Origin of the sequence: Pontiella sulfatireligans, assembly GCF_900890705.1 — a bacterium.
Lineage (GTDB): Bacteria > Verrucomicrobiota > Kiritimatiellia > Kiritimatiellales > Pontiellaceae > Pontiella > Pontiella sulfatireligans.
In genome coordinates this window covers 2,480,336-2,493,266 of the sequence record NZ_CAAHFH010000001.1, presented here as the reverse complement: position 1 = coordinate 2,493,266, position 12,931 = coordinate 2,480,336, and the positions used below count along the sequence as shown (strand labels likewise).

The 12,931-nt window shown below is 55.7% G+C and carries 7 protein-coding genes and 2 pseudogenes; 7 read left to right on the top strand and 2 right to left on the bottom strand.

Annotated features, from left to right (window positions below):
- The first annotated feature begins 9 nt into the window (after nt 1-9).
- The 7 genes and pseudogenes from SCARR_RS08410 to SCARR_RS08385 all read left to right on the top strand — a co-directional run bounded on the left by SCARR_RS08410 (nt 10) and on the right by SCARR_RS08385 (nt 10,790).
- Nucleotides 10-1,557, top strand: coding sequence for a sulfatase family protein (locus tag SCARR_RS08410; RefSeq protein WP_136061038.1), 1,548 nt, complete (start codon nt 10-12; stop codon nt 1,555-1,557).
- The gene (locus SCARR_RS08405; protein ID WP_136061037.1) at nt 1,558-2,988 is read left to right on the top strand and encodes a sulfatase family protein; all 1,431 of its coding nucleotides are present in this window, start codon (nt 1,558-1,560) and stop codon (nt 2,986-2,988) included.
- A 29-nt stretch (nt 2,989-3,017) separates the two neighbouring features.
- Nucleotides 3,018-4,823: a cell surface protein gene (locus SCARR_RS08400; RefSeq protein WP_136061036.1), complete on the top strand. Its 1,806-nt coding sequence runs from the start codon at nt 3,018-3,020 to the stop codon at nt 4,821-4,823.
- Between the two features lie 147 nt (nt 4,824-4,970).
- Entirely contained in the window at nt 4,971-7,592 is a 2,622-nt protein-coding gene (locus tag SCARR_RS08395) for an HzsA-related protein (RefSeq protein WP_136061035.1), read from the top strand.
- Nucleotides 7,593-7,708: 116 nt separating this feature from the next.
- Nucleotides 7,709-8,335, top strand: a pseudogene (locus tag SCARR_RS29050) (sulfatase-like hydrolase/transferase); the annotation flags it as partial.
- A 119-nt stretch (nt 8,336-8,454) separates the two neighbouring features.
- Complete coding sequence (locus SCARR_RS29045) at nt 8,455-9,099, top strand: sulfatase-like hydrolase/transferase (RefSeq protein WP_342803674.1); 645 nt, start codon at nt 8,455-8,457, stop codon at nt 9,097-9,099.
- Between the two features lie 209 nt (nt 9,100-9,308).
- On the top strand, nt 9,309-10,790 hold the full coding sequence (locus SCARR_RS08385; protein WP_136061034.1) for an alpha-L-fucosidase: 1,482 nt from the start codon (nt 9,309-9,311) through the stop codon (nt 10,788-10,790).
- Between the two features lie 647 nt (nt 10,791-11,437).
- Here SCARR_RS08385 and SCARR_RS08370 read toward each other — a convergent pair.
- Both SCARR_RS08370 and SCARR_RS29505 read right to left on the bottom strand, forming a co-directional pair.
- Nucleotides 11,438-12,622 (bottom strand): IS1634 family transposase, encoded by a 1,185-nt coding sequence (locus SCARR_RS08370; protein WP_136061033.1) that lies wholly within the window; start codon nt 12,620-12,622, stop codon nt 11,438-11,440.
- A gap of 67 nt (nt 12,623-12,689) precedes the next feature.
- A pseudogene (locus SCARR_RS29505) lies at nt 12,690-12,920 on the bottom strand (sigma factor); the annotation flags it as partial.
- Between the last annotated feature and the right edge of the window lie 11 nt (nt 12,921-12,931).

Here is a 12,931-nt window from a genome sequence, read left to right as displayed (position 1 = left end):
AAAGTGAACATGAAATCTTTACGCATTCTATTGGCTACCGTGCTTTGTTGCACTTCGTGGGTTCTGGCCGGAGGGAAAACGCCGGTTCGTCCGAATATTCTGTGGATCTGCATCGAGGACTGGTCGCCCGATCTTTCCTGCTACGGCACGAAAGGCATCCAGACGCCGAACGTAGACCAGCTGGCAACGGAAGGGATCCGCTACGAAAGGGCGTTTACCACGTCGCCGGTCTGCTCAACGTCGCGCTCGGCGATGATGACCGGGTTCTATCAAAACTACATCGGCGCGAACCAGCACCGGGAGCATGACAAGCAGCCGTTGCCGTATGGCATCAAGCCCATCCCTCACCTGTTTCAAGAAGCGGGATATTTTACGGCGTTGATGAGTTGGAAGACCGACTGCAACTTTACGCCGAACACGCGGGCTGAGCTTTTCATGGGCGAGGACTGGGCCGAACGCGAGCCGGGTCAGCCGTTCTTTGCCCGCATCACCTTCGGCGGTACCCACCGCTCCTGGAAGCGCGATCCGCAACGCCCCATTGACGGCAAGGATGTCGTGCTGCCTCCGTACTATCCAGACACGTCCTTTGTGCGGCGCGACTGGGCCAACGGCTTGGAGCAGATGCAGCTGGTCGACCGCGAGATCGGAGCGCTGTTGAAGCGCTTGGATGACGAAGGCTTGGCCGACAATACGCTGGTGTTTTTCATCGGTGATCACGGGCGCTGCCATATCCGCGGGAAACAATTCCTCTACGACGGAGGCATCCACATTCCGATGGTCATGCGCTGGCCGGGCAAGGTTAAGCCGGGGCAGGTGAGCGATGCCATGGTGATGTCGATCGATATCTGCGCCACGATCCTCGAAGCCGCGGGCATTGAGCCTCCGGTGCCGCTGCACGGAAAAAGCCTCTTCAGCAAGGCCGTCAAAAAACGGAAACTGGTCTTCGCCGCGCGCGACAAGATGGACGAAACCCACGACTCTATGCGGGCGGTCCGCTCCAAGGATTATAAGTTGATTCTCAATTTGATGCCGGAACGTCCGTGGTGCCAATACAACAACTATAAAGAGGGTGCCTATCCGGTGCTGGCGGAAATGAACATTATGAATTTGAAGGGCCAGCTCACACCGGAGCAGGCGGCCTTTTTCGCGCCCACCAAGCCGGAGATCGAATTGTTCGACCTGCGCAATGATCCGCATGAAATTCACAACGTGGCGGACCACCCCGATTATGCAAAGGTTAAAGCCGAGCTGCTGGCCGAGCTGGATGCGTGGCGCAAAAATGTGATTCTGGACCAAGGGGTGTCGGCGGAGTTCCGGGCGCTGGACGTGTTCCCTGCAGCGTGTCCCTCGGCCACCGTGGACGAGTGGGTGGCGGCCAACGGAACGAAGTTTGATTTTAATGTGTCCGGCTGGCCGGCATGGTATCCGACCCGGAGCTTGGAAGAATGGGAAAAGGCCCGCGCTCTGTGGGAACCCTATGTTATGCGGGGGCCATCCGATACGGTGGCCAGGCCGGCTATCAGTCACTCAAAAAAGAAAGCGAAGAAGAAAAAATAGATGAAGCCTTTTATATTTGCACTTGCTGCTGCCGGTTTGGTTTCACTGCTTCATGCAGCGGAACGCCCCAACTTTGTGTTCTTTCTTGCGGACGATGTTTCGCAGGAGGACATCGGTTGCTATGGGCATCCGACGATGCAGACGCCGCATATTGATCAGCTGGCGGCGGACGGGTTGCGCTTCGACAACGTGTATCTGACGATCAGCAGCTGCAGTCCCAGCCGGTGCAGTATGATTTCCGGGCGCTATCCGCACAACACCGGCGCACCGGAGCTGCATCTTGATTTGCCGGAAGGGACCGTGCTCTTCCCGAAGCTGCTGAAGGAGACCGGCTACTATACCGTGCTTTCCGGCAAGAACCACATGGGCAACTGGGCGAGTACAGCCTTTGATAAGGTCTCCAAGGGCAAGGGGCCGGGCAAAGAGGAGGACTGGGTGCAAATCCTCAAGGATCGCCCGAAGGACAAGCCTTTCTTCTGTTGGTTTGCCTCGACGGATGCGCACCGGGGCTGGACGGTCAATGATGACGCTCCGAAGTACACTCCCGACCAGGTGGTGGTGCCTCCCTACATGGTGGACGGTCCGAAAACCCGAGAGGATTTGACGGGCTATTACCATGAAGTGAGCCGCTTCGACCACTTCATCGGCCTCGTAACAGCGGAGCTGGCGGCGCAGGGCGTTCTCGACAACACGGTGATCATTGTGACGGCCGATAACGGCCGACCGTTCCCGCGCAGTAAAACCCGACTGTATGACAATGGAATCAAGCCGCCGTTTGTTGTGCATTATCCCAACGGCGCGGCGTCCGGCGCGACGGACAGCTTCATCAGCTCCATCGATGTGGCCGCCACGGCGCTCGACCTCGCTGGAGTTGCAAAAGACGAGCGCATCCAAGGCGTCAGCTTTGCGTCGGTGCTGACCGACCACAAGGCCGTGGTCCGGGATGTTGTTTTTGCCGAGCACAACTGGCACGTCTTCCGCAGCCACGAACGGATGGTTCGTTTCGGCGATTGGCTCTATATCCGCAACCAACTGCCGGATCAGCAGAATCTCTGCGCCGAAGCCTATGCGGGCGGGGCCGGTGCGGAATTGTGGGAAGGCCATGCTGCCGGCACCTTGACGGATGCGCAGAAAAATGTTTTTTGGAACCCCTGCCCGGAAGAAGAGCTGTATCATGTGGGCAAGGATCCGCATCAGCTGGTCAACGTGGCCGGCAATCCTGAAAACAAGCAGGTGCTGGAGCGGATGCGCGGGCTGCTGGGGCAATGGACGGATCAGACGGGCGACACCCTGCCGGAGAATCTTTCTCCCAGTCGTGATGCAGTGCCCGGACAGCCGAAGAAAGACCGGAAGGCTTTTAAGCGCGGAGAGCTTCCGGGAGCGGCGGCCGGCGCGGATAAGATCAATCACTCCGGGCCGGTGCGGTTTTAATGAAGATTGAAGGATAGGAACAACTGTTGATGAACTTGACTAAATGCATTTTTTTTCTACTGTGCGCCGTCTGCGGCGCCGGGGCGTCGCCATATCTCTCTCCGGTTGATTTGGATTGGGAGGGGGACGGCCGTCACCTTTTGGTTACGGCGGCATCGGGGCGCAAGGTTTTGGTGTTGGATGCCGAGGCCCTGAAGGTGGTCCGTTCCATTGAGTTTCCGGTCGAGCTGGCTGGATCGGCCGTTTCGCCGGATGGCCGGACGCTGTATGCGGTGGGCGGCGTCGCCGAGGGGCGGGTTTTTGCGGTCGATCTGGCTTCTGGAAAAATTCTTACTACTATGGCGGTCGGGCATACGCCGATGGCGCCGGTGCTTTCGCCGGACGGCGGCACGCTCTATGTTTGCAACCGCTTTGACAACGACATCTCGGTTCTTGATTTAAAAACGGGCGCTGAAATGGCGCGCATTCCGGTTACGCGCGAGCCGGTGGCTGCGGATATTTCGCACGACGGCCTTCATTTGTTTGTGGCCAACCATATTCCGAGCGGCCGGGCGGATGTGGACTATGTGGCATCCGAGATTTCAGTGATCGATACGCAAACCCGCACGGTGGCGATCATCCCATTGGTAAACGGGGCTGAAGGTGTACGTGGGCTGCGAGTGTCGCCGGATGGAAAGTATGCATTTGCGACCCATTTCATGGCGCGTTTCCAAGTGCCGACGACGCAGCTGGAGCGTGGCTGGGTGTCTACGGATGCGTTGAGCGTCATTCGGGTTTCGGACCAGGCGTTGATGTATACCGTGTTGTTGGATGACTTGAGCCGGGGCTTTCCCAATCCTTGGGCGATCGGGTTTTCCGACGATGGCACGACGCTGGTGGTCAGCGCGGCGTCTAGCCATGAGATCAGCTTGATTGATTTGCCTAAGCTGATGCAGAAGGTGGAAAGCGAAGCGGTCGTCCATGCCGGGGCGGTGCATTTGGACGCCCACAACAACCTCTCTTTTCTTTCGGGCATCCGCAAGCGGATCGAGCTCAACGGCAACGGCCCGCGGGCGCTGGCGGTGAAAGGGACGACCGCCTATGTGGCCCACTATTTTTCCGACTCCATCGATATTGTTGATTTCACGGACCAGAATTCCACCTCCATTGAAACGCTGGAGCTTAACCCCGGCATGAAAATTACGCAGCGGCGGCAGGGGGAAATCTTTTTTCACGATGCGAACCTTTGTTTTCAAAAGTGGCTGAGCTGTTCCACCTGCCATCCGGATGCGCGGACCGATGCGATGAACTGGGATCTGCTGAACGACGGAATGGGCAACCCGAAGAATGTAAAATCCATGCTGCTTGCCCACGAAACGCCGCGGGCGATGTGGCTGGGTGTTCGGGACGGGGCCGAGGCCGGGGTGCGTGCCGGAATCCGGCATATTCAGTTTGCCGTCCGGCCCGAAGAGGATGCGGAAGCGATCGATGCCTATCTCAAATCGCTTCAGCCGGTGCCCAGCCCGTATCTGGTCGATGGCCGGCTCAGTCCGTCCGCGTCCAACGGAAAGGAACTGTTCGAGGAGCAGGGATGCGCCTCGTGCCATCCCGCCCCGCTGTTTACAAGTCTGGAAATGCATGACGTTGGAACCATGTTGGGGCAGGACGCCGGGAAACCGGTTGATGTGCCGTCGCTGGTGGAGCTTTGGCGGACGGCGCCGTATCTGCACGATGGCCGCGCCGCCACCGTTGGGGACCTGCTGCACGGCGAGGATCATGCCGGCATTATCAAACGAACCGCCGATTTGACTGAACAGCAATTGCTGGATCTGGAAGCCTATTTGCTGTCGCTCTAAGACCTGCTTCGCCGGAGCAGGTGGCAACGGTGCCATTGCCTCGTTTGGACGGTCCAGTTCGAGCGGTCAGATCAGTTTTTTTATAAAGATTCCGCCATGCGGGGTCGGGGATGAGTTGACGTTGCGCCTATTCAGAAGGGGAATGGAATGAAGAGTGTTTTGGTTGGTTTATTGCTGTTGGCGGTTTCTGGACAGGCGCAGCCCAACTCGCTGGAGTCGCTGCGCGAAGCAGTTGAGTTTCTTTCGGCGACCTATGGCGACCAGTATCCAAATGGGGAGGCTTATCTAAACCGGCTCAACGGCATCACGAATGCGGCGTCGGCTGAATATGTGCAGCTGCAGCGCGAGGCTTTGCTGAACCATCCGCATGTGAAGGGATATGATTGGCTGGTTGAAGTGCGCAGCCAATATTGGGGCAACCACGGCCCGATCAATACCATGTTCCAGAATGGAGACATGCACGGGAGCGGGTATAAAAACTTCTGGGGCCAAAGTGCGCGGCTGGAGGTTATTTCCTTTAAAGACGGAAAATCGGTGCGCAAATCGGTCTTGGCGGAAGAGCCGGAGGGCATCCTGCGCGATGCAGATGTCCGTTTTGACGGGAAAAAGATTCTATATTCCGGGAGACGGAACACGGATGACGATTACCATCTTTATGAAATGGATATCGATGGCGGCAACCAGACGCAGCTGACGTTCGGTTCCATGATTGCCGATGTGGATCCGCTCTATGTGCCCGGTGACCGGATTGTGTTCAGTTCAACCCGCGACCCTAAGTTCTGCCAATGCAACAAGCATATTTCCAACAACATGTTTGCGATGGATTCCGACGGCGCGAACATTGAGCAGATCAGCTTTAACGATCTTGCCGATTTCCATTCGAGCCTGATGCAGAACGGAAGCCTCCTGTACAGCCGCTGGGAATATGTGGATCGTCATTTTGGCCCTTCGCTCGGTTTGTGGACGACCAACCCCGATGGAACCCGTCATGCGCTGTATATGGGCAACAATGCGTGGAGTCCGGGGTTTATCGGAGATGCCAGAGAAATTCCCGGCACGGGAAAAGTGATCTGCATTTACGGCGCAACGCATGATTTGCCGTGGGGGGCTATGGCGGTGGTTGACCGCTCCAGAGGCTTGGAGGGCAACGCGCCGATTTTACATATGTGGCCGGAAGAAGCCCGAGAACTGGTTTCGCCGGATGACGACGTCTATAACCGCGATCTGCAGTACCGTAAAGAGGTCGATAAAATGCGGCCGTTGAAGGTTCGTTATGAAGATCCCTATCCGGTTCATGATTTAATGCGCGGGGACGGGGGCGGCCATTTTTTCTTTGTTTCAAAGACGAAAGGGAAGGCCACGCATTCCTATGCAAACAAGAAGCGAAAACCCATGCCGATGGCGTTGATGCTTTGCGATGTTTTCGGGAATGAATTGGTGGCCTATGAGCTCGAAGACGGACCTCTGAGTCCATATGGAGCTGTTCCCGTCGCACCAAGAAAAACACCGCCGGCCATTCCCAGCCCGGTGGACCATGCGAAGAACAGCGGGTTCCTATACGTTAACGACTGTTATCTCGGAAACCGGGCTGAAATGGAACATGTGGAGAAGGGGGCAATCAAATACCTCCGCATTGTCGAGGCTCCTCCTCGCCGGGTCTATGATGAGGTGGGCAACTGGAATGTTGATGCACAGCAGGTTGGGGCCATGAACTGGAACCTGACGAATAATAAGCGAATTCTCGGCGACGTGCCGGTAGAGAAAGATGGATCAGTATACTTTGAAATTCCGGCCGACACGTTCATCCAGTTTTTTGCCATGGATGAAGACCGGCAGATGATCCAGGCCATGCGTTCCGGCACGGTGGTTCGTCCGGGGGAAACACAGGGATGCATCGGCTGTCATGAAAACCGGCTTTCCGCGCCATCGGCCACGAATCCGCAGCCGCTGGCCATGCGGCGTGCGCCCAGCCAGCTGGAGCCCTGGCTCGATACGCCGAGCGTGGAAAAGGCCACGCCGTTTAACTATCTCACCGACGTCCAGCCCGTTTTTGATAAGCACTGCGTGAGCTGCCACGACTACGGCAAAGAAGCCGGAGAGGTATTGAATCTGTGCGGCGACCTGAGCCTGCCGTTTAATGTTTCCTACACCGAACTGATGGCCAAATCGGGGCATCGCTATACGGGTTCCGAGGAAAAAATGGTGAACTTTGTGGGCGACGGACCTCCCGGAGTTTTGCCGGCCTATGCCTGGGGATCGCACCGCAGCAAGCTGGTCCGTGTTCTGAAAGAAGGGCACCACGATATGAAGCTCTCTAAAGAAGAGATGCAGCGCATCACGGGTTGGATCGACGTCAACGCGGTTTATTACGGCCGCTATGAATCCTTCTATCCCGGACGCAATCCTCTGCTGGCGCTCCCTGATGGAAAGGCTAAAAGTAAGTTGGTGTTCAACGGTCGAGAAGCGTTGAATGATATGAAAAACTGGGTGCTGGATCATGGCCACTTGGTGAATTTCACCCGGCCGGAAAAGAGCCCGTGCCTGACGCAAATTGAAGACGCAGCGCAACGCGGTCAGGCGCTGTCCTATCTCAAGGAAGCCAATGAATTGCTGGCACAACAGCCGCGTATTGACCAGATTAATGCGGTGGTCGAACTTTCCCCGATGGATAAACATTACTCCGACCGTTATGCCGCAACGGAGTCCGAGCACGAGGAGTCGGTGAAGGCGATTCTCAAGGGTAAAAAGCACTATCAGTTTAAGGATTAGCGCCGCAGTAAACATCAGTCGGGGGAGCCCGACAGTCTGCTTATGGCCTGCCTTGCAGGCCCGGCGCCTATATCCTGAAGCCGAAGAGAAATGAAACGTGACGAGTGAGTCGTGACATGGCATTTTTCACGTTTCACGTCTCTCTCACCACGAAAAGGATAAGCATGAAAAAACGGATAGGATTATTTTGTTTGTTGGCATGGTCGGTGGGCGCTTTGGCTGCTCCCAACATCGTGCTGATCATGGTGGACGACGTGAGCTGGGAGGCCTTTGGCTGCTATGGCGCGGAGGAGTATGAAACGCCGCACATTGACGCGATGGCCCAAAACGGGGTGCGGTTTAAACATTGCTACTCGACGCCGCTCTGCACGCCGTCGCGCGTGATGATTATGACGGGCAAATATAACTTCCGGAACTACACCCACTTCGGCTATCTAAATCCGGCAGAGAAAACCTTCGGCCATTTGATGCAGTCAGCAGGCTACAAAACCGCGATTGCCGGCAAGTGGCAGCTCAACGGACTCTATAACAGTCTGCCCGGCCACGACGACAACGCCCGCCCGTACAAAGCGGGGTTCGATGAATACTGCCTATGGCAGTTAACGAAGGTCAAGCAGGCCGGCGAACGGTTCTGGAACCCGTCGCTTGAGCACAACGGCACGTTTGTTTCGGCAGAGGAAAACAAGGGTAAATACGGCCCAGACCTTTTTTGCGACTTTATCTGCGGTTTCATGGAGCGCAGCAAGGAGCAGCCGTTCTTCGCCTACTATCCGATGGTGCTCGTTCATAATCCGTTTGTTCCGACGCCCGATTCCGAAGGAGGAATGCATGCAAAGGGCGGTAAGAAGGAAACTTTCAGGCGATGGTCAACTACATGGACAAGATCGTTGGGCGCATTGTGGCCAAAACCGAAGAGCTCGGCATTGCCGAAAACACCATCATTATCTTCACCGCCGACAACGGAACCAATGTGGGCATTACCTCCCTGTGGAACGGGCAGGTGGTCAAAGGAGGAAAGGGCGGCATGACGGATATGGGCACGCATGTGCCGCTCGTGGCCTATTGGAAAGGTCATGCGCTGCGGGGTGCGGAGCTTGATGATTTGGTCGATTTTACTGATCTCTATCCAACGCTCGCCGACGCAGTCGGCATTAAGCTGGGCGAAGGCGATCCCATTGACGGCCGCAGCTTTCTCCCTCAGCTTCTTGGCGAATCGGGAAGTCCGCGCGACTGGGCGCTGTGCCACTATCAGCCCTACTGGAACAAGCAACCCGGCCAGTTTGCCCGCACGGCAGAATACAAGCTCTACCGCGACGGCCGCTTCTATGAGCCGGCCAAGGATTTGAAGGAGCAAAAGGATCTGTCGATGGCATTGGAGGGCGAGTGGCAAATCGATGCCCATCGCAAGCTTCAGGCGCTGCTCGAAACGGCCCCGCCGGCCCCAACCGAAAAAGCAGGGAAGAATGCTAAAGACCGGCCGGTTTATCCCGGCTGGAAAAAGCTATAAACTAACGCGGCTGCGCAGCAGATTAATAAACCACGTAATACACGAACCACACGAAACAGATTCTCAGGACAGGTTTCGTGTGTTAGGTGTATTTCGTGGTTAAACACCTTATCCCAGAGTGGTTTGAGAGTGATCTGTTTAGGAACGCATAATGGTAAGAAATTAGAGCGGAAGTAACTAAGACGCCTTGTAAAAATTGGGAGATAAGAATGAAAGCAATGTGGTCAGCAGTTGTGGCGGGAATCGCCGCTTTAGGTCTTCAATCACAGGCAGAGGAATTCCGCTACCAACCGGATTGGGATTCGATTCGCAGCCACTATCAATGTCCCGAATGGTTCCGCGACGCCAAGTTCGGCATCTTCCTGCATTGGGGCCCTTATGCTGTTCCGGCCTACAGCAGCGAAAAATATCCCAAGGGCATCTACAGTGAAAGATGGCAGAAGGGCGGCATGGTGCCCTACACCTATCATCGCGAGCACTACGGCGATCCGTCGGAGTTTGGCTACAAGGATTTGATTCCCCAGTTTAAGGCCGAAAAATTTGACGCCGTCGAATGGGCCGCGCTTTTCAAGCAGGCCGGCGCTCGCTATGTGGTTTCGGTGGCCGAACACCACGATGGCTATGCCATGTATGCCTCGAAGCACACTCGCTGGAACGTGGTCGATACCGGCCCCAAGAAGGACACCATGCGCATGCTGGTCGATGCCTGCCGTGCGGAAGGCATGAAGTTCGGGGTTTCCTCTCACTTTGCGCTTCACCGGGTCTATTACGGAAAGCAAGATCCGAAGTGGGATACCAATGATCCAGAGTTTTATGACCTGTACGGCAAGCCGGTTGAAAAGGATGCGCTCCCCTCAAAGGAATTCCTTGAGCTGTGGTGGAACCGCACCACCGATATTATCGACCAGTATGAGCCCGACCTGCTCTGGTTTGACTTTGGCCTGGATAAGCCCGGCTTTGAGTCAGTCCACCAGCCGATTCTGGCGTACTACTACAACAAGGGGATCGACTGGGGCAAGGAGGTTGTCTTTCAGGATAAGAATATGAAATACGACCGCTTTCCGGAAGACCTCATCGTGCTCGATATTGAGCGCGGGCGCATGAGCGATATCCATCCGCGCCCTTGGCAGACCGATACCTCCATCGGGAAAATTTCTTGGGGCTACATCGATCAGGAAGAATACAAAACCTCCGACTACCTGCTTGATGAGCTGATCGACATCGTCAGCAAAAACGGCTGCCTGCTGCTCAACATTGGCCCCAAGGCCGACGGCACCATTCCGGACGAAGCGAAAGGCATACTGGCAGACATGGGCGTCTGGATGAAGCTTAACGGCGAAGCCCTGTTCGATACCCGCCCGTGGAAAATCTTTGGCGAAGGCCCAACCAAGGTCAGCGCCGGACACCATTCCGAAAAAGAGAATCAGGACAACGTGGCGGCGGATATCCGCTTCACCACAAAAGGCGACACTCTTTACGCCATCTCCCTCGGGTGGTCGGAAAATGGAACCTTCCTCATCCAGTCGCTTGCAAAGGGCAATGAATATGAATCCCGCAAGATTAAATCCGTCGAGTTCATCAGCGGCGCGAATGCGGTTAAGTGGAAGCAGACCATGAAAGGCCTCGCCATCCGGGTTCAGGGCGGGAAGCCCTGCGAAGCCGCCTATGCCTTCCGCATTCGTTTCAAATAACTGCACCCGTAGTCCTGCGTCGGAGGACTTCTAGAGCCAGCTCCGCACCACACCGTACCGACAGGTGATTGTGTGATGAGCAATCTCCGCCTGCTCCGCGCGCGTCCAATTACCAAGAAATCCTTAAGTCAGCGCCATTAGCGAGGAACGCCAAGCATTAGGCACTAAAAAAAACCTACAGCAAATCTAGCGGGCTTTTTACTGCATCGAAATCCTTTTCCATCACATGCGGGTAGATTTCCGTCGTCTTCACATCCTTGTGGCCCATCAGCTCCTGGACGAAAAATTTGGAGTGCGGCGGGTTGACGCCGCTTTAGAAGAGCAATTGCCCTGTTGGTTGCTGTTCGCGCGCATATGAAAGCGCAGTCCAGCCTGCGCACTCCAAAAGGTTCTTCGCCGGGTGCCGTTTCATTTCGTAAAACTAGAAATACCGTTTTTTTATCCACGCGTAGCGAGGCTTTCGACACGAAAGCAACGACCGCTAGGGAGAGGCAATCCAGTAGGTCTGCTCCGTGCGGTAGGCATAGTGGTAGTAGCGCAAAACCTCGCGAACCTGATCCATGAGCTTAAGCCGAACTTCTCGGCATGAATATGCGTATCTATCCGACTGTGAGTCGGTTGCACAAATACGCTTTTCTTGCTACTGGCTACATTCCTCGCGTTGCTCCAAGCCATTCTAGTATTTTTTGCTGGTAGGGAGTCGGGGTTGAGGTGGTTTTGAAGTCTCCTTTTTTATGGCCTTCCACTTTGACCCGCGAGCGGGTGATGGCGGATAGGGTGTTGAGAATGTCGCGAAAGCTCGATATGGGATGCTGCCCGTCCGGGGTGCGGCGGGTTTGGTCTTTTTTCTTGGCGGAGTCGGAGCGTTTGACGGGGTCGACGACGCTATCGCGTTCGGCCGCGGTTTCTTTTTGTTCGTCGGCGAAAAGCAGGGGCGCTAGCTGGCTGCGCATTTGGTGCTCGATGTGGTAGGCGAGCATGCAGATGAAGATGTGCGCGCGGACTCGGTTGTCAAGGCGGTGATAGATGGGGCGGACGTTTAGGTCGATGGATTTGAGGGAGCGGAAGGCGCGTTCGACCATTTCGAGGTTTTTATAGTTGGCCACGAGTTCCTGGTCGGTCATACGGGTTTTGTCGACGCTGCTGCGGATGACATAGAGGCCGTCGGTGGCGGATTCGGAACGGATCTTTTCTTCGTTGCGGTCAAAGGCGAAGGTGTCGTCCTCGATGGTGAGGTTGAAGTGTTTCGCCATCTTTTTCTTGTTGATGATTTTGCCGACCTCCACCCCGATCGCATCCTTGCCGCGCAGGGGTTTGTTTTTGCGTTCGACCTTTTTGATGATTTCGGCGAGAAGTTTTTCGGTGGCTTGCAAAAGGGCTTCGCGCCTTTTTGAGCGGCGTTTGGCGAGGTCGGGGTTGCGGCAGACGACGAGGCGTTCGTCCGGGTAGTCGGGGTGGGTTATGCTCGCGAGGTCGCATTCGTCGAAGAACGTGAGCTGGATGCTCCCGCACCGTTCAAGCTTTGCAATGGAGGCGGCATTGAGCGCCGTGATCCAGTCCGCGCCTTCTTCGTCGCGAAGGTATTCGTCGATGGCTTTTCCGCTGATCATTCCGCGGTCGCCAATGAAGATGACATTCTTGTGGTTGAAATCCTTTCGCACCCGTTCCACCGCTATGGGAAAGGCAATGCGGTCGCTTTCGTTCCCGGCCAGGACTTCGACGCCGACGGGCGTACCAGCGGTGTTGCAGTAGATTCCGTAGTTCACTTGCTTGCGATCCCCCCGATGATCGCGGGAATACCCGGATCGCGTTGTCGGAAAAGAGCGATTCAATGTTTTTCAGCGCCAGGTTGGTCAGGTGGATCCGCCACTCTTTTTCTTCAATTTTATCGATGTCCGGCAGGCGGATATTGTCCAGATAACTCAGGGTGGCGTCGTTGGCCGCCTTTTCTTCGCGGGCAACCCTCCGCTTGCTCGAGCGAATAAACTGGAGCACCTCATTCTTGGTGATGGTGCTCAGATAGCTGCGGAAGCTGGTGATCTTGTTGATGTCGAGCTGTGGCAGGTGCTTCCAGAGCTTGATCATGATTTTCTGGTGGATATCGGCCGCATCGGCCTCGGATATATTCATGTTGCGGATCA